21 protein-coding genes are annotated in these 24795 nt (G+C 64.4%); 12 read left to right on the top strand and 9 right to left on the bottom strand.

The annotated features are described in order from the left end of the window. Position 1: 1 nt before the first annotated feature. Positions 2-490 (bottom strand): Cd(II)/Pb(II)-responsive transcriptional regulator, encoded by a 489-nt coding sequence (gene cadR, locus THIVI_RS07910; protein WP_014778080.1) that lies wholly within the window; start codon positions 488-490, stop codon positions 2-4. Between the two features lie 259 nt (positions 491-749). Here cadR and THIVI_RS07905 point away from each other — a divergent pair, with 259 nt between their 5' ends. From THIVI_RS07905 to THIVI_RS07890, 4 genes are all read left to right on the top strand, one after another. Continuing rightward, on the top strand, positions 750-1496 hold the full coding sequence (locus THIVI_RS07905; RefSeq protein WP_014778079.1) for a cation efflux transmembrane domain-containing protein: 747 nt from the start codon (positions 750-752) through the stop codon (positions 1494-1496). A 453-nt stretch (positions 1497-1949) separates the two neighbouring features. Continuing rightward, positions 1950-2279, top strand: a complete 330-nt coding sequence (locus THIVI_RS22660; protein ID WP_052314989.1) for a hypothetical protein — start codon at positions 1950-1952, stop codon at positions 2277-2279. Continuing rightward, on the top strand, positions 2276-2470 hold the full coding sequence (locus THIVI_RS22655; protein WP_052314988.1) for a hypothetical protein: 195 nt from the start codon (positions 2276-2278) through the stop codon (positions 2468-2470). Before THIVI_RS22660 ends, THIVI_RS22655 begins: the two co-directional genes overlap by 4 nt. A gap of 674 nt (positions 2471-3144) precedes the next feature. Next, positions 3145-3372 (top strand): hypothetical protein, encoded by a 228-nt coding sequence (locus THIVI_RS07890; RefSeq protein WP_014778078.1) that lies wholly within the window; start codon positions 3145-3147, stop codon positions 3370-3372. Between the two features lie 54 nt (positions 3373-3426). Here the strand turns inward: THIVI_RS07890 and feoB are convergent, their stop codons facing one another. Then, positions 3427-5760 (bottom strand): Fe(2+) transporter permease subunit FeoB, encoded by a 2334-nt coding sequence (gene feoB / locus THIVI_RS07885; protein ID WP_014778077.1) that lies wholly within the window; start codon positions 5758-5760, stop codon positions 3427-3429. A 7-nt stretch (positions 5761-5767) separates the two neighbouring features. Then, positions 5768-6097 carry a FeoA family protein gene (locus THIVI_RS07880; RefSeq protein ID WP_014778076.1) on the bottom strand — a complete coding sequence of 110 codons (330 nt, stop codon included), beginning with the start codon at positions 6095-6097 and terminating at the stop codon, positions 5768-5770. A 160-nt stretch (positions 6098-6257) separates the two neighbouring features. Here THIVI_RS07880 and THIVI_RS07875 point away from each other — a divergent pair, with 160 nt between their 5' ends. The 5 genes from THIVI_RS07875 (at position 6258) to hemH (ending at position 11583) form a co-directional block, all read left to right on the top strand. Further along, complete coding sequence (locus THIVI_RS07875) at positions 6258-6641, top strand: DUF6394 family protein (RefSeq protein ID WP_014778075.1); 384 nt, start codon at positions 6258-6260, stop codon at positions 6639-6641. A gap of 12 nt (positions 6642-6653) precedes the next feature. Beyond that, positions 6654-8360, top strand: a complete 1707-nt coding sequence (locus THIVI_RS07870; RefSeq protein ID WP_014778074.1) for a potassium channel family protein — start codon at positions 6654-6656, stop codon at positions 8358-8360. A 124-nt stretch (positions 8361-8484) separates the two neighbouring features. Continuing rightward, on the top strand, positions 8485-9972 hold the full coding sequence (locus THIVI_RS07865) for an RNA-guided endonuclease TnpB family protein (protein ID WP_014778073.1): 1488 nt from the start codon (positions 8485-8487) through the stop codon (positions 9970-9972). Continuing rightward, positions 9902-10465 (top strand): hemerythrin domain-containing protein, encoded by a 564-nt coding sequence (locus THIVI_RS07860; RefSeq protein WP_014778072.1) that lies wholly within the window; start codon positions 9902-9904, stop codon positions 10463-10465. The genes THIVI_RS07865 and THIVI_RS07860 overlap by 71 nt, the downstream gene beginning before the upstream one ends. Beyond that, positions 10462-11583 (top strand): ferrochelatase, encoded by a 1122-nt coding sequence (gene hemH, locus THIVI_RS07855; protein ID WP_014778071.1) that lies wholly within the window; start codon positions 10462-10464, stop codon positions 11581-11583. The genes THIVI_RS07860 and hemH overlap by 4 nt, the downstream gene beginning before the upstream one ends. 300 nt (positions 11584-11883) lie before the next feature. Here the strand turns inward: hemH and THIVI_RS24610 are convergent, their stop codons facing one another. Beyond that, positions 11884-12021 (bottom strand): hypothetical protein, encoded by a 138-nt coding sequence (locus THIVI_RS24610; RefSeq protein WP_157174400.1) that lies wholly within the window; start codon positions 12019-12021, stop codon positions 11884-11886. 378 nt (positions 12022-12399) lie between these two features. Here THIVI_RS24610 and THIVI_RS07850 point away from each other — a divergent pair, with 378 nt between their 5' ends. Continuing rightward, positions 12400-12663: a hypothetical protein gene (locus THIVI_RS07850; RefSeq protein ID WP_245537402.1), complete on the top strand. Its 264-nt coding sequence runs from the start codon at positions 12400-12402 to the stop codon at positions 12661-12663. Between the two features lie 63 nt (positions 12664-12726). Here the strand turns inward: THIVI_RS07850 and THIVI_RS25305 are convergent, their stop codons facing one another. Next, the gene (locus tag THIVI_RS25305; RefSeq protein ID WP_217160956.1) at positions 12727-13542 is read right to left on the bottom strand and encodes an ATP-binding domain-containing protein; all 816 of its coding nucleotides are present in this window, start codon (positions 13540-13542) and stop codon (positions 12727-12729) included. Beyond that, positions 13424-17935 carry a RecQ family ATP-dependent DNA helicase gene (locus tag THIVI_RS07845; RefSeq protein ID WP_217160954.1) on the bottom strand — a complete coding sequence of 1504 codons (4512 nt, stop codon included), beginning with the start codon at positions 17933-17935 and terminating at the stop codon, positions 13424-13426. The genes THIVI_RS25305 and THIVI_RS07845 overlap by 119 nt, the downstream gene beginning before the upstream one ends. Positions 17936-18128: 193 nt before the next feature. Here THIVI_RS07845 and THIVI_RS07840 point away from each other — a divergent pair, with 193 nt between their 5' ends. Next, positions 18129-18566 carry a hypothetical protein gene (locus THIVI_RS07840; RefSeq protein ID WP_014778069.1) on the top strand — a complete coding sequence of 146 codons (438 nt, stop codon included), beginning with the start codon at positions 18129-18131 and terminating at the stop codon, positions 18564-18566. 387 nt (positions 18567-18953) lie between these two features. Here the strand turns inward: THIVI_RS07840 and THIVI_RS07835 are convergent, their stop codons facing one another. Both THIVI_RS07835 and THIVI_RS22650 read right to left on the bottom strand, forming a co-directional pair. Further along, positions 18954-19949, bottom strand: a complete 996-nt coding sequence (locus tag THIVI_RS07835; RefSeq protein WP_014778068.1) for a HupE/UreJ family protein — start codon at positions 19947-19949, stop codon at positions 18954-18956. After that, positions 19946-20866 (bottom strand): peptidylprolyl isomerase, encoded by a 921-nt coding sequence (locus THIVI_RS22650; protein WP_052314987.1) that lies wholly within the window; start codon positions 20864-20866, stop codon positions 19946-19948. Before THIVI_RS22650 ends, THIVI_RS07835 begins: the two co-directional genes overlap by 4 nt. A 197-nt stretch (positions 20867-21063) precedes the next feature. Here THIVI_RS22650 and THIVI_RS07825 point away from each other — a divergent pair, with 197 nt between their 5' ends. Continuing rightward, entirely contained in the window at positions 21064-22173 is a 1110-nt protein-coding gene (locus tag THIVI_RS07825; RefSeq protein WP_041447215.1) for an IS5 family transposase, read from the top strand. On the opposite strand, the gene THIVI_RS22645 is transcribed toward THIVI_RS07825, so the two are convergent. Then, positions 22086-24557, bottom strand: a complete 2472-nt coding sequence (locus THIVI_RS22645; protein WP_052314986.1) for a DUF3604 domain-containing protein — start codon at positions 24555-24557, stop codon at positions 22086-22088. The genes THIVI_RS07825 and THIVI_RS22645 overlap by 88 nt on opposite strands. Positions 24558-24795: the final 238 nt, after the last annotated feature.

Below are 24795 nucleotides of genomic sequence, written 5' to 3'. Positions count from 1 at the left end.
CTCAGTCGCCGGCTCCGGTTGGCGCTGACCCGCCCGGATGACAGATGCAGCCCTCGCCCTGGGCCGCCGCGACCAGCTCATGCAGGATGCCGCAGGTGTCGGCGGTGTGTTGCGAGCGGCAGCGCGTGCGCAGGGCGCTCAACTGCCGCTCCAGCATCTGCATGGCCTGAAGACGCTCCCGCACCCGTTCAAGCTGGGCATCGATCAGACAGTTCGCGTCGTGGCAATCGGCCTCGGGATGGGCCAGCAGATCCAGCAGCCGCTGCACATCGGCCAGCGACATGCCGAGCGCCCGGCAATGCCGGATGAAGGCGAGCCGTTCCAGATGATCGCGGGCATAGGTCCGATAGCCGTTGGACCGTCGGGGCGGCGCGGGCAGCAGGCCGAGCCGCTCGTAATAGCGGATGGTCTCCACATCCACCCCTGCCGCCGCCGCCAATTCGCCGATCCGCATTCCGCTCACCGCTGCGTCAGCCTTGATCGAGCGCATCTTAAACCGCGCCTGGTGCGGTATGTGATGTTTTTGGGTTGGATCGACCTTGGCCGCATCGACGCCCCTGGGAGCTGGCGCGGTTTAAGATATTAAAAAATATAACACTTCAAACCGCGTCCCAACCAATGACCGTGGATGTGCCAAACGTCGAACTGACTCGAAACTCAGGCCCTCGCTCTGGACGCGGTTTAGACGCTTGACTCCGTAGTCGCTACAGGGTGTTCACTTCCAGAAAGCCTTCTGGAGGAGAATCATCATGGGTATCGGTTGCTGCGGTTCGTCCTGTTCGACTCATCAGGCGGTCAGCCCGCGCTTTCGCCAGGCACTCTGGATCGCGCTGGTTATCAACGGGGTCATGTTCGGCGTGGAAATTCTCGGCGGACTGCACGCGGGTTCGGTGTCGCTGCTGGCCGACGCCGTCGATTTCGCTGGCGACGCGGCCAACTACGGACTCTCGCTGGCGGTGCTTTCCATGGGGCTGGCGTGGCGCTCGCGCGCGGCGCTGGTGAAAGGTCTGTCGATGACGGCCTTCGGCGTCTTCGTCATCGGCAGGACCACCTGGTCCGCGTTCGCCGGTGTGCCCCCCGAACCCTTGACCATGAGTCTCATCGCCGTTCTGGCGCTGCTGGCCAACGCCAGCGTGGCGTTCATCCTCTATGCCTATCGCGAGGGCGACGCCAACCAGCGATCCGTATGGCTGTGCAGCCGCAACGACGCTATCGGCAATCTCGCGGTCCTGTTCGCCGCCGCTGGCGTCTTCGGCACCGGCAGCGCCTGGCCGGACCTGATCGTGGCGCTGGCGATGGCCGGGCTCGCCATCTCCGCCGGCCTCACGGTTATCCGTCAGGCGCATGGAGAACTGCGGACGCTGCGCCCCATGCTCATCGCAAAATCGCCGCAGCGGGTCTTGGTCCAGATGCCGATGCCAGCCAGCACCTCGGCGGACAGCGAGGTACAACACACCATCCTGGCGAACATCCGCGAACACCCGTTGCACCATTGAACGCCCGCCCTCCGTTCGGTCTGGAACGACCTCGCGCATTCGTTCCCGGAAGTGCACCCCGCATCTGCGCCGGCATAGGGCTTGCGGAACGGCGCTGGTCAATCGCCGTTATCGTCAGGAGTCGTATGAAACGTCACGCGCCCCTTCAGACCTGTCTCGCCCTGGGCCTTCTGGGCGTTCAGGCCGCCAGCTTCGCCGAGACGATAAAGAAGGATGATGCAGCCACCCTCCCGGAAGTCCTGGTCACCAACAGACCCAGGAACGCTATGTCTTCTCCGGGGCGGTTCAGTTTGACGCCGGACTGCGCTATCAGCGCAGGCTCTACGGCAAGGAGACCACCTGGCGGCTGACCGTCGCCAACCTGACCGATGAGGATTACTGGACCACGCGCTCCGGCATCCTCTATCTGGGCAGCGCCCGCATCCTGTCGCTCTCGGCGACCGTGGCATTCTGATGACGACGCCCCGCCTGTTCGTCCGGGGATTCGGTGCCATCCTGATCGTGCTGACGATGGTTCTGTTTTTACTCCGCGTCGGCACGTCAGAAACGCCCGAGTCGCTGCCCGGCACGCCTGGTCGCACCCTCGTGGATCAGGCGGGACAGATCCTGCATCTGTCCGAGCCCGTCCAGCGCATCGGCACGCCGGGGATCTCCATGGCCTCGCTGATCCTGGCCATCGGCGGCGGCGACAGTCTCCAGGCGGTTGCGCCGGAGGTCCGGGATAATCCGAAGCCGTCGGCATCCCGGTGCTCTATCTGGGCTACGCCAATCCCGAGGAGATGAAGACCGCCGCGCGTCTGCTCGGCCAGGCACTCGGCTCGGCGGTCAGCGCACGGGCGGAAACCTTCGTCCGCGATTGCGACGACAACCTGCGGCGGGTCGCCGAACGGCTGGCCGACCTGCCCGAGAGCGCCCGGCCAGGGGTCTACTATGTCTCGATCTCCCGCTCCAGACCGAGGGCCGCGACTCCATGATCGATGCCTGGATCGGCGCCGCCGGCGGCATCAATCTGGCGGCCCGTGCGGGTCTGTCGCGAGACGTGCATGTTCTCTCGTTCCCAGGCTCCGCGTGGGAATGTAGTCCGGGCCGCTCCAGCGGCCCGAGCCTCGACGCTTAAATGGAACCCGGCTCATTTTCTCTCAATTGTCCGGCGATTTTCATCTCTGGACTGGAAAATAAATCCGTCCCCTTTTCTCTGTCCGCGTTCCCATAAGACGGTTCCGGTCTTCGACCAACAGCTCTGCGCCGCCAGCACCGTGCTCACCATGCAACTCGCCGCGCGGGCACTCGGCTACGGTGGAGTCTGGCGCTCCATCGCGAACTGGGTCTCGCGGAGCAGGAACAGCTCGTGGGCTTCCTTTATCTGGGCACGCCGACCCTCGCCGACGCCCCGCGACCCGGCCCGGAACAGCCGCTTGGCCACCTGATCTGGCTGTAGGAGTTACCATGCGTTGCGGCATCGAATTCGAGTATCTGATCGTCGATTCAGGCGGCCCCGAACCGGGCCGGATCCGCGATTTCAGCAACCCCGCCTATGAGGAGATCCGCCCGCTGCTGGAAGACAAACCCGGTCGGGACGATGCGACCCTCGCCATCGGCGACCTGGGGATACGAAGCGGTTACTGGTATCTGGAAGGCGTTCGACGCCATGCCATCGTTGGACATGTTGACGGCCTGCTGCCATCTCCTCGAAGGGATCTGCCTGGCAACGGACCTCTCCCAACGCAGCGAGGCGCCCGATCTGGATCTCTATCGGCGCGCCGCCCTGGCCGGTTTCGAGGATGATGCGATCTCGGAAGGCGCTTCGGTCATCTCGCTCGGCATCGAGCCGGACGAAATTGTATACGCGGCAGGCGGGGCAAGAGCCTGGCGGTAATGAGCGGATTGGAACTCGTGACACCGCTCCGCAGTGTCGTAAGTGAATGCCGTTTCACCGAGCCGGCGCAGGCGCCTCCCGCGCCCAAAGACGTAGCGCGATCAGCACGCCCGCGAACAGCGCCAGCCCGCCGCCGATCCAGAGGCTTGCCGTCAGCGGCGCCCGCTCGAAGATCGCCGCCTGATAGAACAGGGTCGCGGTCAGAAAGGCGATCCCCGTGGTCCAGAAACCGACGAAAACCGCCCAGGCCGTGCCCGACTCGCGCACAATAGCCCCGATGGTCGCGACACAGGGAAAATACAGCAGCACGAACAGCAGATAGGCGAAGGCGCCCGCCTGACCGTCGAAGCGCGCGGCCATGGCGCCGAAGGTGCCGCGCTGCACGCCCTGTTGGGCGGCGGCGGTCTCGGTGTCGCTCACATCGCCAACATCGAGCCCCAGCGGATCGAGCAGACGCGCGCCGAGCGCGCCCAGATTCTCGCCCACCGAGGCGCCCGCCCGCCCCAGATCGCGCCAGAGATCGAAGGGTTCCGGCTCCAGGGGCGGCGCGTCCTCTGCCGCCAGCCGGCTATAGAGCGAATCCAGCGTGCCGACGATGACCTCCTTGGCCAACACGCCGGAGAAGACGCCCAGCACCGCCGGCCAGTTGTCCTCGCGGATGCCCATGGGCGCGAACAGCGGGGTGGCGGCACGGCTCGCGGCGGCCAGGATGGAGCGGTCGCTGTCCTGGTTGCCCAGGCTCAGGTCGCTGCCGACGGTGTCGAGCACGTTGAGCACCAGCACCATCAGCACGATCACCTTGCCGGCCTCGCGCAGAAAGAGCTTCACCCGGTCCCAGGTGCGCAGCAGCACGCCCTTGACCGTGGGCAGATGATAGGGCGGCAGCTCCATCAGCAGGCCGGCGCTCTCGCCCTTCAAAAGGGTATGCTTCATAGCCAGGCCGGAGAGCAGGGCCACGGCGATGCCAGTCAGATAGAGCGCGAACACCAGATTCTGACCCGAGTGCGGGAAGAAGGCGGCGGCGAAGAGCGCATAGACCGGCAGGCGCGCGCCGCAGGACATGAAGGGATTCATCAGGATGGTCAGTTTGCGCTCGCGCTCGTTCTCCAGCGTGCGGGTCGCCATCACCGCCGGGACGTTGCAGCCGAAGCCCACGATCAACGGCACGAACGCCTTGCCCGGCAGCCCGATGGAGCGCATGAAGCGGTCCATCACAAAGGCTGCGCGCGCCATGTAGCCGCTGTCCTCCAGAATCGAGAGGACGATATAGAGACTCGCGATGATCGGGACGAAGGTGCCCACGACCTGAAGACCGCCGCCGATGCCGTCGGCCAGCACGAGGATCAGCCAGTCCGGCGCGTCCAGATTCCCGAGCAGGACGCCGAAGCCATCCACGAACAACGCCTGGCCGGCGAGATCGAAAAAATCGATGAAGGCCCCGCCGATGTTCATGGTGAACATGAACATGAGATAGATCATCAGCAAAAAAAGCGGGATGCCGAAGCTCCGGCTCAACACCACTTGATCGATGCGGTCGGAGAGCGTGCGCCCGACCCGATTGCTCTGACGCGACACCCGCTGGCACAGCATGTGGGCGTGACCGAATCGGGTATCGGCGATATGCAGATCCGCGTCCTCGCCGGTGCGCTCGGCGATCTGATGGCGACACTCGGCCGCGCGCGCCAGCGCCTCGGCTCCGACCGATTGTTCGGCGACCGGATCGGACTCCAGCAGCTTCAGGGCCAGCCAGCGCGCATTCGCCCGCTCGGGCACCTCGGTCAGCAAGGGCAGAAGATCGGCGACCGCCTCCTCGACACAGTCGCCGTGCGCCAGCGCCAGACCCGCCGGCTCACGGCCCTCGGCCACCGCCAGCAGACGCGCCTGCAACTCGGTCAGACCCTCCTTGGTGACCGCGACCACCGGTACCACTGGACACCCGAGCGCGTCGGACAACTGGCCGGCATCGATCCGCATGCCGCGCTTGCGGGCCACGTCCATCATGTTGAGGGCCACCACGATCGGCACGCCCATCTCCAGCAACTGCACGCTCAGATAGAGATTGCGTTCCAGGTTGCCCGCGTCCACGACATTGACGATCAGATCGGCCTCGCGACTGAGCAGATAATCGCGCGTGACCACCTCGTCGAGCGAGTTGGCATCCAGGGAATAAATCCCCGGCAGGTCGATCACCCGTACCCGTCGACCGTCCAGTTCCAGCGCGCCTTCCTTGCGTTCCACCGTCACGCCCGGCCAGTTGCCCGTGGTCTGGCGGATGCCGGTGAGCGCATTGAAGAGCGCCGACTTGCCGCAGTTGGGATTGCCGCCCAGCGCCACGGTGAGCGGGCGCGGAGCCACTGATGAATCGGGGCGCTTGGAGTCCATGGTCATCGTTCGGTTACTGCCCCGGTTGCGTGTCGACAGGGTTCGGATCCGCCGCGCCATCGCGAAGAGCGGATAACCGGGCCGGATCGTCCTCCGTCGGCGCGGCACCGAGCGCCACCCAGAGCTTGTCGGCGATTCCGGTGCCCACGGCGATCCGCGCCTCGCCGCTCGCCAGCACCAGCCCCTGGCCGCGCTGCTGCAACACTTGCAGAAGACTGCCCTGACGCAGTCCCAGCGCCATCAGGCGACGGGTCAGGTGACGCCCGCCGCGGATCTCGGCCAGACGCGCGGGGGTGTCATGAGGGAGTTCGGTGAGACGGATCAGGTCGGCGGGCTGCGGCATGGCTGGGTACGGGGACGATGGGCGGTCGGGCGCCATTGACGAAAGTGGGGAGCATAACCCGAACCGGGCGGATGATCTGTAGCCAATCGATTGCCTTTTGCCCGCAACCCGCGACAATAGCGCGGATCATCCTTGCCCCATCGCCCAGGGAGTCCGCCCCATGAATCCAGAGAAGGTCGTCTTCGGCTTTTTCATCGTGCTCGCCCTGACCCTGAATTTCGGGTTTTTCGTCGGCGAGATCGACAATCCAGACCATCATCACGCCTGGGAGCTGTTCGCCGTGGTGGTGGTCAACCTGATCGCGACCATTCTCAAGTTTGGCGACCGCACCCAGATCGGCGCGGTGTTGATCGCCACCAGTCTGGTCGCGATGCTGCAACTGCTGGCCGCGTCCCTGGTCTGGACCATCGCGGTGCATGTCACCGAAGCCGGCATGACCCCCTCGGTCATGGCCAGCATCGTCTCGCTCGCCGGCGGAGCCATGATCGCCAACGTCGTCTCGGTCATCCTGCTGATGATCGAGACCCTGATGCTGCGCCGCTGAACCGCGTCCGGCATGGATACGATCATCTTTCTCATCCTGCGGCGCATGCGCGCGCCGCTGCTGACCCTGATCGTCGTCTATGCGCTGGCGATGGCGGTGCTGGCGCTGATTCCGGCCCAGGACGAGGCCGGTCGTCCGGCGACGATGAGTCTGTTCCATGCCTTCTATTTCGTCAGCTACATGTCGACGACGATCGGCTTCGGCGAACTGCCGAATGCCTTCACCGACGCCCAGCGTCTGTGGGTCTCGCTCTCGGTGTTTTCCACCGTCGCGGTCTGGATCTACGCCATCGGCAAGCTGATCGCGCTGTTGCAGGACAACGCCTTTCAGCGCGCAATCCTGGAACGGCGCTTTCGCAATCGCGTGCGGCGCATGCACGCCCCCTTTTACCTGGTCTGCGGCTATGGCCAGACCGGCGGCGCGCTGGTGCGCGCCTTCACCGACCGACATCGTCATGCGGTGGTCGTCGACATCGATCCCGACCGGATCAACCTGCTCCAGCTCGACAATCATCGCGAATACGTGCCCGCGCTGTGCGCGGACGCGCGCAGTCCGAGCACGCTGGAGGCCGCTGGGCTGAAGCACCCGATGTGTCAGGGCGTGGTGGCGCTCACCAATGTCAACGAGGCGAATCTCAAGATCGCCATCGCGGCGAAACTGCTGCGGCCCAAGGTGAAGGTCATCTGTCGCGCCGATTCGCACGAGATCGAGGCCAACATGGCCTCCTTCGGTACCGATCACATCTATGACCCCTTCGACATCTTCGCGCTTTACATTGCCGTGGCCATCCAGGCGCCCTGCCTGACGCTCCTCTTCAACTGGCTGTCCGGGGCCGGGGACGAGGCGCTGACCGAGCCCTTTTATCCACCGGCCCAGGGGCATTGGATCATCTGCGGATACGGCCGTTTCGGCAAGGCCATGTACAAGTATCTCAAGGAGCAGGGGCTGACGATCACGGTCATCGAGGCCGCGCCGCACAAGACCGGCATCCCGGCGGAGGGCGTCGTTCATGGACGCGGCACCGAGGCGGTGACCCTGGAACAGGCGGACATCGGGCGGGCGGTGGGGCTGGTGGCCGGGACCGACCACGACGCCGACAATCTCTCCATCGTCATGACCGCCCTGACCCTGAAACCCGACCTCTTCGTGATCGCCCGCGAAAATCATCTGGATAATCAGGAATTGTTCGATCGGGTGGGCGCGCATGCGATCATGCACCCCAGCGCCATCATCGCGAACCGGATCCGGGTCCGACTGGTCAATCCGCTGCTGGCGGATTTCTCCAACCTGGCGCGGTTTCAGGAGGAGACTTGGGCCTGCGAGCTGGTGAGCCGAATCGTTGCGCTGGTCGATGAGCGAATGCCTTATGTCTGGGAATTCGGCATCGACGCGAAACAGACGCCGGCACTCTGCGAGGCCGAGGATCGCGGCTTGAGCGTCACCCTGGAAACCCTGCTGCGCGACCCCCGCGAGCGCGCGAACCGACTACCGGCGCTGCCCCTGCTGCTGGTCCGCAACGAGGAGTTTATCCTGCTGCCGGGGCCGGAGGAACGGCTGGGAGAGGGTGATCGACTGCTCTTCTGCGGTCGCGAGGAGGCGCGTTGGCGCATGGACTGGCTGTTGCGGAACATCCATGCGCTGCGTTACGTTGCCACCGGCCAGAGCCAGCGGGAAGGGGGTGTCTGGCGCTGGATCGCCGCTTGGAAACGGTCGCGATGATGGCATATCCAATTATTGGCACTTGCCCTTCGGAGGATCGAACTTTTTCTAATTACCTGTCCAGACCGAAACAAAACTGATCGTTTCGCGCAATCACGACCGCGCCAGAAACTAAGACCGACCCATGAAAATCACCCGCATCGCCCATTCCCGCCGCCTGAATCCAGGCAAATACCGCGCCCTCGCGGAGCAGGCGCGGCGCTTGGGCGCGGTGCGTTCCGAGGTCTGGCAGCGGTATGGCTCGGTGCGTGGTGTTGCACTGAGCGACCGCCAGATCCGCGACGCCTGGCTGGCCGAAGGCCGCGCCTTCCCGGTCTTGGCCAACGCCTGGAAAGAGACCCTGCGCGATGCCAAGGGCGACATCGCCGCCCACCTGGAGGCCGCCAAGGTCAAGGCCCGGCGGGCGATTTGGCGACGAACCGACAATGTCGCCGAGCGCCAGCGCCTGTTCACGGCGCTCAAGCGCAACGCCTGGCCGAGCGATCCCTATCTTGCACGGGTCATGCGCCAACACCGGCGGCGCGGGCACAACCGCACCCACCATCAGATCGTCGTGCGCGCGGACAGCTACACCAGCTTCACGCTCGGTGGGCGCGTCTGGATCAAGATCCCCGGCCTGGATAAAGGTCAGCGGATCGCCATCCCGCTCGACACCACGGTGGCCCCGACCGGCACCCTGCGCCTAATAATCCCGCGCGACGAACGGGTCGAGGTGCATTACACCATCGACGCCGCTCCCGGCAAGCCCTGCGGCAACGCGACCCTAGGCGTCGATAAAGGCTTCACTGAGGTTTTCGTCGACTCCGACGGCGCGCATCACGGCCCCGAACTCGGGCCATTCCTGCGCGATGAATCCGACCGGCTCAAGGCTAAGTATCAGCGCCGATCCAAGCTCCGCGCCCTTGCCGAGCGCACCCGTAACCCGCGCAAGCGCGAACGCATTCGCCAGTTCAATTTAGGCCGCCAAAAGCTCGACCGCCGCGCCTGCAAAACCAAGTCGCGCTTCCGCGATGTCGTCTACCAAGCGACCCATGCCGTCATCGACAAGGCCGCCACCATCGCTGCCGAAGACCTGACCGTGCCCATGAACGGTCGGCGCTTCGCCAAAGACACCAACCGCCGCCTCGCCGCCTGGACCAAGGGCGTGATCGCCGAGGCGCTGGACACCGTTTCTCAGCGTCGAGGTTCGACGCTCGTGCTCGTCAATCCTGCCTACACCTCACAAATGGATTCCCGCAACGGTTGCCTGCTCGGCAAGCGTCAAGGGGATACGTTTCACTGTCACGACGGGGTGGTGTTACAGGCGGACGAGAACGCCGCGCGCAACGTGTTGGCAAGACTTCTCGATTCCGAGATCGATCGCTGGACCCCGTATCGAACGGTCAAGTCCATCTTGCTGGCTCGGACCGAGCGCCTTCGGTTGGGACTGCTCAACCCGGACTCCAGTTGCTCGCCGGAAGCGGCGCTATCAACGGAGAGCGAATCACCGACAAACATTAATGCGCAACTTCGCGCAGGTTTTCAGGAACAGGAAAAGGCCCATGCATGCGTTGATGCAACGACTCACGCAAGACCACGCCCGGCAGAAAAAACTGCTCGCTCTTTTCGATAGCCTGCTCGATCGCTTCCATGAAGGCGCCGAGCCCGATTACGATCTGATGAACGAGATGCTCGAATATCTCGACAGCTATGCCGACATCGTCCATCACCCGACCGAGGATCTGGTCTTTCAGCGTGTCCTCGACAAGGGCGTTGCGCAGGCCGACCTGTTCGAGCTGCTGATGCGTCAGCATCCCGGATTGAGCCAGGTTGGCAAGCGTTTTCGCCAGTCGCTCAACGGCATCCTCAACGAAGAGGTGCTGCTGCGCGAGGATGTCGAGGCGGATGGCCGCGAACTGGTCGCGAGCATGCGCACGCACATGATGATGGAGGATGGCGACGCCTATCCGCTCGCCCTGCAAACGCTCGACGACGGAGATTGGGAGTCGATCGCCGCGCAGGCGCCGACCGTTGAAGACCCTCTGTTCGGCACCCCGGACCCGGTGCGCTTCCGGGCGCTCTATCGTTACCTGTCCGAACAGGCCGAACCCGAGACCACTGGATGACCTTCGTCAACACACCCGATTACCGCCACGACACCCCGGAATGCCTGGGGATCCTCCTGACCAATCTCGGCACCCCGGACACGCCCAGCGTGCCTGACGTGCGCCGCTATCTGGCCGAATTTCTCTGGGATCCGCGCGTGGTGGAAATGGCGCGGCTGCCCTGGTGGCTGATCCTGCATGGCGTCATTCTGCGCACCCGTCCGGCGCGCTCTGCCAAAGCTTACCAATCCGTCTGGACCGCCGATGGCTCGCCCCTGCTCGCCATCGCGCGACGCCAAGCGACGGCGCTGCAAGGTCTGTTGAGCGATCGTTTCCAGGGATCGGTCAAGGTCGCCTTGGGGATGCGGTATGGCAACCCATCCATTTCCTCGGCCCTGGCTGAGTTGCGACAGGCCAATGCCCGCCGCGTCCTGGTGTTCCCGCTCTATCCGCAGTATTCCGGTTCCACCGTCGGCTCGGCCTTCGATGCGATCGCGCATGAGCTGACCCGCTGGCGCTGGCTGCCGGAACTGCGCTTCATCAACCAGTATCACGACGAGCCCGGCTACATCGACGCCCTGGCTGCGAGTATCCGCGATCACTGGGCCGCGCACGGCGAGCCGGAGCGCCTGCTGTTTTCCTTCCATGGCATTCCCGTGGAGTATTTCGAGCAGGGCGATCCCTACCACTGTCAGTGCCAAAAGACCGCCCGGCTGGTCGCCGAACGGCTGGAACTGGCGCCCGAACGCTGGTTCCTCTCCTTCCAGTCGCGTTTGGGCAAACAAGAGTGGCTCAAGCCCTATACGGACGTCACCTTGAAGGACTGGGGCGCCGCGGGCGTGAAATCGGTACAGGTGCTTTCGCCGGGCTTTTCGGCCGACTGCCTGGAGACCATCGAGGAGATCGACGAAGAGAACCGTCATCTCTTTCTCGACGCGGGCGGCCGGGACTACAGCTATATCCCCTGCTTGAACGACCGCCCCGATCATCTGGAGATGCTGGCCGATTTGATCGCGCGCCACGGTTGCGGTTGGCCTGAGTTGATCGGGCCGGCGGCTGGAGCGGATGAACTCGCCCGGCGGGTCGAGCGGGCGCGGGGTATGGGGGCGGCGGACCAGACAAGCACATCAGGTTTCTAATTGTTGGCTGGCTTGGCGAAGGTCTTGCCCGACCGACTTTCAGGTAGCGCGATGGATTTTCTCCGATTTGGACGCGGCCATCTTTGCAATCCGCCCCGTCGCGATCGACATCGAGCCGCCTGCACAAGAAGGCATTTTGGCTGGCATCTACGGTCATGATCACCCAGAAAAACGAAACCCCCGCCGTGGCGAGCGGAAAGGGCGACAATACAAATAAAAATCAAGCAGTTGATGAAGCGAACGATAGCGCGGATGCAGGGATGGCGGCACAGGAACAGCCGTCTGCTCCGCCGGCACCCGTCAACGGCGGTCGCCGACCGCAAAGCCGAAGCCGAGCGGTTTTTGATGCTGCTGGACGAAGATGTCGAGGTTTTTTGTTTCCAGATTTTCGACGATCTGGACTCTCGGAAATCGTCCGCGCTCGCGGCCAAGAAGCACGGCACATGTAGCGGCGCGAGGAAGTCATCGGACAGCGCCATGATCGAGACCGGACCCGTTTCGGCGGGTTTTTTGTGGGCCACATCACAACCCCGAACAGGCCATAGACCGCCAGATTGTTACACCCCGGCGTTACCCAGGGAAAAACTCCCCAAACTCCCCAAACTCCCCTTTGCCCGGATCGGGAGTGGCGTTTCAAGACAATAACTCCCCTCCGAGCCACGCGCACGAGTTTGAACAAAATCAAACGCCTCGCGACGGATGGCAGACGCACCGAGGGGTGAGGTTCCCCCGAGATTTCATCTTCCAAGGGTGACGTAAACTGACGTTCATACTGGAGACAATGATGCAGAAGATCCCGAAGCCCTGGTGTCCAGCGTGGATCGGCCTCCCGGCGCGGGCGGCAAGGCCCAGTTCCAGTTGGCAGGCCATGACGATAGCGGGGGCTCGCCGATGGTCCGGTTCGGCGATCACTTCTGGCGCGATGCGCGCCAGGATCCCAACCTGATGCGCCTCACCTGTCTTGGGCGACACGACGAGCCGGCCTCCACGCGCCCGCCGACCCTGGTCGAAATCCAGGCGGTGTTAGGCGATCAGGCGACCCTTGAACTGGCCGGCGCGGCGGCGATGCCGGGCTCCTGACAGCCCTCCAGTGGCGTCTTAGCCTACGTGTATGTACTTTTCATGAAGTCTCTGGTCAGCGTTTCAGGACGTCTTCGCAGGAACAGACTCGATCTCCGGCAAGATCAGTTCCCAGCACGGGCAGCGCAATCCTTGCTGGTCTTCCTTGGCAGACCTAACCAGCACGGCCGCGACCCGGACCGCGACGATCTCGCCGTCCGGCGGGCGAAACTTGGCGGACATCCGGGTCACCGCAACACCCTGAAGGTCCACCAGCTCCCAGCCGGGATGGCCATCGGGACGCGCGCGCAACATCAGCGAATGGCCGACCTCGAGCGCGGCCAGGGCGCGGTGAATCGGCGCGCACGGGGCGAAATAGCCCGGCCAGGACAGGACGATTTTCTCCGGATCGGCAAGCTGGATGCGGTTTGCGAGCGTTGGCTCCAAGACGGGTACCGCCGGCCGGGTTCGCAGCGCCAGTCCGTCCGTCTCGCCCACGAAGGGGTGCGGTCTTCCCATCGCTTCGCAGAGCGTCAGGGACTGGCGAGCGCGTGTCATGGCCACGTAGAACAGTCGACGTTCATCGTCGTCGCGGCTGCGCCAACCCCCGCTGTCGAGGATGAGCACATGGTCGAATTCCAGGCCCTTGGCGCGGTGCGCCGTCATCAACATCAGCGGCCCATTGGGGCGCGCCTCCGCCAATGCCTTGCCACCCGGGCCAAACTCGTAGAGCGCGTCGATGAGATCGGCCACGACCCGCTCGCCACCGGGCGCAGCCCATTCAATCTCCGAGATCAGTTGCGCCAGCGCCGCCCGAAAGGGATGCTCGATCAGGGCGTCGACCGTGACACCATAACGCCGGCGAAACCAACGCGATAACGTGCCGGCGCGCAGCAGCACCCGCGCGCGCCCGGTTCGGCGCGGATAGCTTGGCCTGATACATGGCCTGGTCGGGCAGCACCCGCGCGCGCCCGGTTCGGCGCCCCGCGCCTCTCAGCAGGCTCAGGAGGGTGTGTCCTTCGCGCGTGGTATGCAGATTCGGCTGCTGCGCATCGCGCAGCAATCGCACCGGAATGCGCCGCCGCCGGCACAGGGCCGCCAGGGGTTCGAGATCCTCCCAGCGCCGCGCCATGACGGCAAACCGCCCCCATTGCCCGCGCCGCGCCGGCTCCAGTGCCGACAGGCGCTGGAGTTCGGCCAGGGCCATCTGGACTTCCAAGCGGGGATCCTGCGGGACTTCGAGAATCTGCACCTGCCCACCCGTCACCGGATCGAGCGTGGCATGGTCGCCTCCCGCCGGCTGGTCACGGCGGGCATGGTTGACCCGAATGTCCTGCCCCGCCTTCATGCGGTCGCGCGCCCGGGCAATCACCCGGTTGGCGCACGCGACGATGTGCCCGCTTGAGCGGTAATTCTCGATCAGCGAAAAGCGCCGGGCTTGATAGTCGGCCTCGAACTGTCGGATGTAGCGGACATTGGCGCCATCGAAGGCGTAGATGTTTTGATCGTCGTCGTCCACCGCCAGCAGCGAGAGTCGATCTTCTTCGCTCTGGAGCGTGCGCCCGGCCACGGCGCTGATCAGGTCGTAATGGTCGCCGTTGATATCCTGGTATTCGTCGATGAGCAGGAAACGCAGGCCCGCGAGCAGGCGATCGCGCGCCAAAGACGCACCGTGGCCATTCCCCGCGTCGGCTTGGCGCAGATGGGCCGCGGCCTGGCGAATCACCGCCCCAAAATCCAGGGACTCGCCGCGCTCGATGGCCACCGCATAGCTGGTTCCGGTGAGTCGCATGGCCAGGCTGTGCAGGGTCTGCACTGCCACGCCCCCGGCATCCGGGCCGGCCAGCGCCCAGAGCCGTCGGCGGATCTCGGCGGCGGTCGCGCGATTGTAGGCGAGGACCAAAATCGCTTCTGGCAACACCAGGCATTCACGCAGCAACCAGGCGACACGGTGGACGATCACCCGCGTTTTTCCCGAACCAGGCCCCGCCAGCACCAACTGACTCCCTTCCAGGGGGGCCGCCACGATCGCCTGCTGGTCCGGATTTCGCAGATCGGCGAGGATACGGCGGTGGGCGGCCTCGGTCGTGGCGATCGCCAGCACGTCCTGGCGGCCGGCGAAGTAACGACGGGTGAACTCGGCCCGGTCGAGCCGGAAATAGTCGAGGATGAACCCCATCGCCGCCTGAACCTTGTCGAGGGCGAGCTTGGCGTACTCGGCCATCACATGCACCTGGACGATCTTGTCCTGATAGTGCAACGCGAGTTCGGCATAATCGGATTTGTTGAACTGACGCCGACGCGCCTCGGCGTTGAGTTCAATGCGCATGGCGGCGCGGAACACCGCTTTACCCCGCGCGAGATGCAGCACCTCGTTGGCATCCAGATAGAGCAACGCCGAGGACAGCGCCACATCCCAGTGGCGAACGTCCAACTCCTGAAGCGTGAGATCGGTCTGTAAGGCCCTTTCCAACTCTCCCTGCTTGCAGACGACCAAGCGCGTGTTGCCTTGACGCACGCCCAGAAAGTGCGTCACCAACGCCTGAGCCAGAACCCGGCGACGCTGAACGATCCGTGCGATGTCGGCCCAGGTGCGCAGCAGTTTGACAGATCGGTGGTCCGGACCAGCCGGGCGTAGGGCAAAGCAACCACGCTGCCCGACGCCATCGCCAAAGGGTTCGGCAAACGCCTTCAGCAGACGCGACAGCCGTTCCGGGTCGAATTCCACTTCAGCGTCCCGGCGGAGGGTGTCACACAGGCGACGTACATTCAGGAGCTGCCAGTCACCCTGATCCGCGTCAGGCGCCGCCTCGCGCAGATTGGCAAGCAGGGCAGTTTCGATGCGGGCCAAGTCGTCGAGCCGCTGCACGGTCTCCGGCTCGCGATCCAGGGTGATGCCAATTTCGGTGTCGTTGGACAGCAGTTGCCATTGGTCGAGTTCACGCAGCATCGCCTGCAGGGTGCGCGAGTCCTTCCCGGTGACCAGCATCAGCTCGTCGGTCGACAGGCTTTCGTCGTCGTCGGCCTGGAGCAGGGCCGAGAGGATCTGCAGATAGGGATCGATGTCGGCTGCGGCGCCGAGCTTCCTGCGCAGCGCGATCCGCGCCTCGTCCAGGCTGGCCACCAGCAGGCTACCAGGGAACACGCGGGTATGGTTCTCGTGACGTTCGAGCAGGCGGGCTTCTTCCAGCCAGGCCACGGCGATCCGCACCTTGGTATCGGCGTCCTTCGCATCGGGATCGATCCGATGCTGGTCCGGAATCTCCAGCAGGATCTCCCCACTGGTGACCACCACTTGGCCCTCGCTGCGATCCTTGCGCTCGATGGCGCGCAGGGCCTTGAGGATGGCGTGGATGTCATGCTGGGTCAGGCGGGAGTGTTTCAGCAGGCGGAACTGCACCTCGAGATCCGCGTCGTCAAACAGCAGGATGCACCGCGCCGGCGCCTGGTCGCGTCCGGCGCGCCCGGCTTCCTGGAGGTAGTTCTCCAGCGAGCCGGGCGTATCGAGATGAATGACCAGTCGCACGTTGGGTTTATCGACCCCCATGCCGAACGCATTGGTCGCGGCGATGACGCGCAGCGTGCCCGCTAAAAAAGCCTCTTGGACGGCGCGTTTGTCGGCCGGCGGCATGCCGCCGTGGAAAAAGCCGCAGTCGAGACCGGCGGCGTTGAGGAACGCGGCGACTTCCTCCACGGTTTTTTGGCGCGCGCAGAACACGATGGCCCCGCCGTCCTCGTTCAGCCGCTCGCGCAGCAGGCTCAGGATCTCGCCATACTTTGCCGGCGCCGGGACCGCGCGCACCTCGTAGACGAGATTGTCGCGGCTCACGCAGCCTTCCAGCCGTTCGAGCGTCAGGCCGAGTCGCTGTTCGAAATGGGCACGGATATCCGCCACCACATCCGGCTTGGCGGTGGCGGTGAAGCCGAACACCGGCGAAGGGTTGTCCTTCTGGCGCCCTTTGATGAAGCGCGACACGTAGAGATAGTCTGGCCGGAAATCATGTCCCCATTTGGAGAGACAGTGCGCTTCGTCGAACACCCAGGCCCCGATGTCGCGGTGCATGAGGGCGCTCGCGAACGCCGTGCTGCGAAACTGCTCGGGCGCGACGAAGATCAATCCCAGATCGCCCAGGCGCAGCTTGTCCAGCATGGCGCGCCGTTCCAGCGGACTGAGCAGGCTGTTGAGATAGCCCGCGCAGGCGATGCCGCGCGCTTCCAGGCTATCCACCTGATCCTTCATCAGCGATTGCAGCGGCGAGATCACGACCGTCAGGCTCCCGTTGCGGTCGTAGCGTGCCAGTGCCGGGAGTTGGAAACACAAGGATTTGCCGCCGCCAGTGGGCAGAATGGCCAGGGTAGACCGACCGCCAACGCCATTCTCGACGATGGCCCGTTGCAGGGAGCGCCCATCGGGTGTGGCTGGCGTGGCGCGAAACTGCGTGATGCCAGGGAAGTAGTGCGGCAACCGTCGGTCGAGGTCGTGTTGCTCGCGACACCAAACGCAGTCCGGATCGCGACAGGGGACATCGCGCAGCGCGGCGATCACCGCACGGGTTTTGGGAAAGCGCAACCGCACCCAGGGAGGAAGTACCGAATTGCCGCCAGCCACCCGTAGCCAGGCCAGGGCATAGGCCAGCGGTTGCTGCCAGTCCGGATCGGACAGCCAGCGTTCGACGACCTGCCGTTGCCCCGTGCGGCAGACTTTGCCGGCCGTTGCGCGCTCCCAGGCGGCCACGGTGTCGGACAGCGACGGTTTGAGCGACTGGCGCAGGGTGGCAAAGAGGTTGGCGACGCCCTTGCCGTTCTCCGCCGACAACAGAAAATGCAGGCAGAGCGCTTCATCCGGGTGTTCGGTCGCACGGGTTTTGAGCGCGGTCCGTTGATCGAGAAATAACCGATAGGCCAGCTCCGCATCCTGCACGGGGTTATTCCGTGTCGTCGTGCACAGCTTGTAGTCTTTGACCAGTCGGTGGTAGGGATTCTGCGGGAAGGCGATCGGCGAAAGCTCAAGCGTGTCGATGAGCGGGAGTCGATGCAAGGCCAGACCGGGATGGAGGAGGGCGAGTGTCGGTTGATCGAACGCGATGATGTTGTGGCCCAAGACAAAGCCTGCACCTTTGGTCAGCGCGTCTAACTGGGCAACCAGCGTGGGCGATCGAGCGGAAAGCCGCAGGCGTTGATCGAGATCGGGCCGAAAAGCGCCAATCTCGCGCAGGATGAGTGCATCTCGGCGCGCGGTTTCGATATCGAGGCATAAACACCGGGCGCGGGGTTGGTCAGGCGTGGCGCCCATTCACTTCGCGTGCTAACACGGTTGCGGAATCCTTGTGCTCAAGACTAGGGGTAATATAACCCACTGCGGGCGAATATCCTGTGCAATGCCCACAAGGGACGGTCATTCGCATCCATTGTGTGCCCACCCTGAGACCGTGACGGTAGCAGGCCATGCGTCGAATCGGTTGCAACGCTTTAAAGAGGAAAGATCCGTGTCGGAAGTGCAAGAAACCGCGGCTGAACCCGCAATCGTCCAAGCGTTGCTGCGTCTTCCCCCGGCCGAGCAACAGCGGCTTCTGGAGTGGTCACGGGGGCTGGGCGCCATTCGTGACGGAACCTTGCGCGGTGGCAAGAAGGCGGTGGCCATGCTGGCGCTAACCCGTGATCGCAAGGCCGCGTGGCCGCTGGTCAAGCTGCTTTCTTTGGCCTTGAAGCACGGCGTCTGGGACGCGCGTTCATGGGCCTTGCGACTGGGCATCGGCTCCATCGTGGCGACCTTTCTCGTGGTCGGGAATGCGGGGGCGGGCCTCGTGGCAGTGGGAGGCGGGGTGAGACTCCCGCTGTGGCTGTTGGTTGGCGCCGGCGGTGTCCTGATCGGCCTGCTGGCGGATACGCTCAAGGCGCAGCGGAAGAGGCATCGCCAGAGCTAGTCCGACCGGCAATCCTGGTCGATGTAGGACGGGTGATCCGCGCGCGGCCGTACCCGTTCATCGCGCTCGCCCTAGTCGCGGCCGCGGGTCAAGATTCGCCAGCCAGTTTGCCTTGGCATCAAACACGCGAACCCGATGCGGCCGTCGATCATTAGTCGAGCCAAACGTGCCGGGCAGTCATTCTCGGCAACCAGCACAAGCAGAAGCTTGCGACCATGATCAGCTGATCATATTGAATTCAAAAGATTCTTAAGCAGAACTCACGTAAATTAACCTGGAGGAGGTCGAGCGCATACGGATTTGAGGCCGATCAGGTTGCTTGCCCTCCCTTGGAAGACGAACAACCGAGGGAACCTCACGTCCGATTTCCCCTGGATCCAGCGCGGCTCAGAACATTGCCGCCGTGCGCTCAATCACCCAGAAGATCGCCAGCGAGCCAATGACGTACGCGGGAAAGCGCGCGGCGGAGGTTGGCCAGCACACTGGCACCCTGACCAGACTGGTCCTGACCGCCAGGATCGCTACGACACAAAGAAGCTGGCCGAGTTCGATGCCGACGTTGAATGCCAAAAGCGCCAGGGGCACCTCGTCTCCCGGCAACCCGACCTGCGTCAGTGCGCCCGCGAAGCCAAGTCCATGCAGGAGTCCGAACGTGAATGCCATGGCCCACGGAAACCGCTGGATCCAGGTCTCGCGCTCGCCACCTGTCAGCTCAACGGCGACGACGAGGATGGTCAAGGCAATCAGGATCTCGACCGGTTGCGGGGGAATGGTCACCACACCGAGCACGGCGAGCGCGAGCGTGACGCTGTGCCCGGCAGTGAAGGCGGTGACGGTCCAGATGAGCCGTTGCCAGCCCTGCACGAGCAGTACGAGCCCGAGCACGAACAGGAGGTGATCGGGGCCGCTCAGGATGTGCTCGAAGCCGAGCCGGGCATAGTCACGCAGCACGTCGAAGCGACCGGAGCGCTCAGGAACCGTCACCGCTGGGGCGTCACCGCGCAGCACCGCCTGAATCAAGCGCCCGTCAGACAGGTGAAGACGCAGCAAGGCATCGGTCTGTCGTTCACGCAGGCCAGCGACACCGATACGGTCGCCTACCAGGCTGCCCTCACCGCATTGCGCACGCCAACGCAGCGTTACCCGTGAACCCGAATGGCTGACCTCGGGCGCGGACAGGGGCTTGCATGCGTCTGGGAGGATCGCCTCTAGCGGACCGCCGACGGTCTGCGACATCGGCCACCGCCAGAGTACCTCCAGGGTGCCCGTCGGTGACTCGCGGATGTCCAGCAGCGCCGGGTCGAGCGGATGCGCAAAGACCGTCGAGGCCGCGCCCAACATCCACACGAGCGTCACCGCGAGAAGCAAGCGAAGGGGGGTCATGGTCGTAGTGGCGATGTCAGCGCCGTAGCGCGCGCGGACGGATCGGTGCGCCCGTCGATACGAATCTCGTATCGCTTGCGTAACGCTGTCATGCCCTGTGCCAACTGCGCGTCCGCACGCGCTTTCTGCGCACCTTCCGCGACCTGCCGCCAGACCGTCGCGAGATCGGGCAGACGAGGTGCGGTCTTCTCCTCGACCCACACAAGGTGCAGACCGTAAGGCGAGGCAATGGGGGGCGACCAGTTCCCAGGTTGCAGGGTAAAAACCTGCTCGGCGAAGGACTTGCCGAATCGGGCCGTGAGGCGGTTCTGGGAATAGGCGCGGATCTGCTGACCCAGGAGGAACGGGTCCGACCATTCGAGGGCGACAGACAGGGGTGTCGATCGTGCGCGCAGTTGTGTCAGCATCGTCTGCGCGTCTCCCTCAAGGTCCGCGCCATGTGCACTTTTGCTCAAGAAAATGTGCGAGAACGTCAGCTCGGCCGGTTGCTCAAAGCGGTCGCGGTGTCGGTGGAGATAGTCCCGCAAGTCCGTTTCGGTCAGCGGGGGCGCCATCGGATCCTGCGCCAGGACGAGACGCATCTTCTCCATCAGCAGGCGACGGATCACGATGTCGTCGTCGAGTCCGAGCGCATGGGCCTCGCGCACCAGTTCGTCGGGGCTGCGCCCGGGACGATCGCTCACGGCGCGCATCTTCTCGACGAGCCGGCGTCGTACGCTGCTGTCCTCGAAATCGAGCGCGAGCAGTCGCGCCTCGCGATAAAGCAGCTCCTCATCGACCGCTTGCGCGATCAAGGCCGAGAGCTGTTCCGGCGTGGGCCGCGTCCCCCAGCGTTGAGTGAAGTCCGCCTGCATCGTCTCGATGCGCGCCGCCGAGATGACGACCGGTTCGCGCTGCGCCGGCGGCTGCTCGGGCACGGATGGACTCCACAGCAGGCTCGCTCCGTAAAGGGCCACCCCGATGAGGACGAAATGCAGGACCGGGTGCCGGAGCCACCTCAGAGGCTTATTCACTCGGCGGCAGCCTGATTCCCGCCCGCGCGCTTAGAGGGTGTAGACAAAAATAATTGAGCTGCTATTTGTATACCAGTCTACAACTGAGCTGGTGTGCGCTGATGTCGAAAGCTGGTCGTCCCCCCAAGATTCACGAGGCGGAGCAAGCGGTATTGCGTCAAATTGTCACGGATCGCCCGACCTCCACGCTGTCAGAGATTGCCCGGGAACTCGCGGCACGGACGGGAATCGAGGCTCATGAAGCAACGATTCGCAAGTCCTTGCGGGAGGCGGGCGTCACGCGCCTCCGGGGCGAGAGTGGTCTCGAGGCGCAAGCGCGCGCAACGCCGCGTCGGTATGGGTATACGGATGCGCATCGTCGCCACGACCCCGACCAAAGCTACCCAAGTTGTCTGACCGATGCGGAGTGGGACTTGGTCGCCGCTCTCTTTGAGATGCCGGGCGGGCGGGGTCAACCGCCCCGCGTGTCGCGCCGGAGCATCCTGGAGGCGTGTTGCTACGTGGTGCGCACGGGGTGCGCGTGGCGGATGCTGCCGCACGATTTCGCGCCTTGGCAGAATGTCTACAAGACGTTTCGCCGTTGGAGTGCGGCTGGGAAGTTTGAGCAGATGCATGATCGACTGCGGGGGCAATGGCGCGAACGCGAGGGGCGTGAGATCGCGCCGACGGCGGCGGTGCTGGATGCGCAATCGACCCGCGGCTCGCCGCAGGGTGGACCGAGCGGCTTTGATGCGGGCAAGCAGGTCAAGGGGCGCAAGCGCAGCCTGGTGGTCGATACCTTGGGGTTCGTGTTGGCGGTGAGCGTGGTCGCGGCCAATCTTCAGGACCGCGATGCCGCCTCGGGCGCCGTCGCTGACGCGGCCGCCAAGTACCCCCAGATCAACACGCTGTTTGTCGATAGCGCCTACGCCGGTCAATTTGCCCAAACCACCGAGCAGACCCACGCGATCCGCGTGGAAGTCGTGCGCCATCCAGCCAACAAAAGCGTTGGCTCCTGGCACGTGGACGGGGCGCCTGACCGAGTGGTGATCGCCAACGCCGACGGCTTCGTTCCGCTGCCGAAGCGCTGGGTTGTCGAGCGCACCCATGCGTGGAATGAGCGTGCCCGTCGATTGATCATGCATCATGACCGTCTGCCAGCGGTCTCCGAAACCTGGGTTTGGCTGGCGGAGGCGCGCATCCTGCTGCGGCGGTTGACCACAACGGTTTGATTTTGTCTACACCCTCTTAGGTCGCGAGACGGTATCGGTGGCCAGCGGCGGGCCGGGACGTACCAGATCGGCGAGGTCCAGGCGCGCTGCTGAACGGTCTGCGGCACGATGCCGCTACAGCACTGGGTGTATTCGTACTCCTCGTAACTGTCCGGCAGGGTACAGACCGCATCGCCGCAGTCGGTTTCGCTATCGCAGCCCAGCCCGTCGAACGACGAACCTTCGCCGCGACAGGTGCCCATGTGCTGGCTGCAATCGACGCCGCGCGCGTTGCAGTAATACTGGTTCCAGCGGCAGCTCGGGTTTTCGAGGACGCGGACGTAATAGAAGGCGTGCAGGGCGGGGTCGAAACCTGGATCCGTCCACAGGGTGCAGAAGTCCGTCAATCCGACGCCTTTCGGCTGGCAGGTGCGCAGATCGACCATGTCATCGACGTTCTGCACGTCGCCCGCGCCGGCAACGTCATAGACCGCTTCGTGCGTTTGACCGGCGGCGTCCACCCAGCCCTTGACGATCTGCGCCCGCTGCAATGGCGTGCCGGGATGGCCCGACCAGCCGGGGTCCATGAGCGCGCTGATGGCGAAGCGCGGGGCCCGGCCACCTGATGTGCCGCGCAGTGTACCGCCCATGGGCACACCGTTGGCATAGCCGCGCGCGGCGAAGTCGCCCCGCGTGCAGATGTCCGCCGGCAACCCGAAGCCGCCGAACACACGCACGATCGGGCGGGTGCCGCTGGTGGCATAGGTTTCGCGGTTCCTGAGAGCGGTGAAGATCGCATCGCGCGAGTTTTCCTCGGCCCAGACGACGGCCAGACCGCCCGCGTTGGTCTCCAGGCCGAGAAAGAAGCGCTCGTTCAGTGCCTCGGCGGAGGTCGCGAAGCTTTGGATGCCGTGCGCACCGCTCTTCGCATATTGCTGGGCGTCCGTCTGTCCGGGCGTGCCGTTGTGGTTGTCGAGGGCGCCGACGAAGCCGAGCTGGAACGGATTAACGCCGTTCCGCGCAGCATAGGCGATGCCGTTCGCGAGCGTGTTGCGCACGTAGCTGCGCGGCGGAATGCTGTCGGTGGTCTGCATCGCGTCGGTGAGATAGCCGTCCGCCGACCCACCCAGCCGTGCCCAGCCCTGGTTCTCGAAATCGCACAGTTCGTCAGGCGGATTCGTCCATGCCATCCCGGTCCTGGCGTTGTAGCGGCATTCCGACTGCCCCTTGATCTGCATGATCTCGACCAACGGCTCCAGTTGATGACGCAGTTTAGCCTCCGTCAGCCCGTCAGACGTATTGTCCGGGAGAATGAAGAGACTGCCGCGGCTCATATTCGGATTGTGCGGGATGGTGAGGACATCGCAGCGTGGCTTCGCCGGGTTGTCGATGCAGGCGTCCTTCAACGCCTGGAGCATCACCGCTGGCGACGCCACCGGCGAGTCCGGTGTCGAGGTGCAGGCCGCGCCGAAGCCGCACCCAAGGGGACGCTCGACGTTGCTGATCGGCTGGTCGAGCACGTCATTGTTGCGAAAGATCACGTTGCGGTGCAGGTTGTCGGCGCCGGAGTTACCCGTGAAGTTCATGATGCAGGCCGCGCCGCTTGGACAATCCGCAGATGGCGCCGAGCTGTCGGGTACGTCAGGGTAGGCGTTGTTTTGGGCTGCGTCCCAACAGGGTAACGCCAAAGCGTCCGCGCACCGACCGTTGGCTGCCATCGCCGTGTACTCATAGGCGACGAACGACGTGAAGGTGCAGGCGGAGGTCCGATCATAAGCCTCCTCTGCGTCGGCGCGAATCCTGTCCCAGACCAACTTGGCCTGGCGCGTACAGAGCGACCCGTCCGGGCCGCAGAACGGCGGGCGTGACGGGTTCTGACTGACGTTTTCGAATCCGGCCATGACACTGGCCACAGCCCCCTGACGAATGCGCGAGAATTCGTCGCGGGCGGCGATGCAGGTGGCGCTGTCATAGCCGCTTGGCCGGCACAGGCTGTCCGAGGAACACGCTTGCCCGGTGACGACCGGATTGCAGTCGCCGTCGCTCGTACAGGTCTGGGTGGCCTCGAAGGTGCAGATGTTCGACTCGCCGAACTGCTCCGCGTGGTCGGTGATCGCCGCGAAATCGAGGGCGCGTCCCTCGGGGAACTGGATGGTGCGGGTGGCCATGAACTGGCAGTGCTCGCCGGGCATGCAGTAGGGATGCTCGGTGACCAGCGTGGACTGACTGAGCGGCGGAGTGTCCTCTGCGGTGCGGGTGTCAGCCCAAGGCGGCAGGCCGACCTGCCCACCCTTCGCGTACCAATAGGCATCCGCCGGGGTGTTGCGCGTGTCGAGTGCGACGGCGTCGAAAGAGTACGCCGTATGCAGATGGGTTTCCCCAAAGAAGGGTTGCTTGGTCGCCACGAAGCTGGTGCACCGCTCCCGTGCTTCGGTTCGTTCGAATGGCGGATGTGCGGCTGGCGGATTGGCAAAGGCATCTCCAATCGGAGCCAGCAGGGTTATTAGTGTCCCCAGGACGCCGGCTTTGAACGAAGTCGATCTCATGCTCACCTCTTCGTCTGATTCTCGGGTCTGATCAGGATACGTGTAAAAATTAGCAATCTCGCGTTTGGCTTGCCAGGCCGTTAGCACAAGCAGATGA

The organism is Thiocystis violascens DSM 198 (assembly GCF_000227745.2).
Classification (GTDB): domain Bacteria; phylum Pseudomonadota; class Gammaproteobacteria; order Chromatiales; family Chromatiaceae; genus Chromatium; species Chromatium violascens.
The sequence above is the reverse complement of the archived record's forward strand: the minus strand, read 5'-3'. Positions and strand labels throughout refer to the sequence as shown.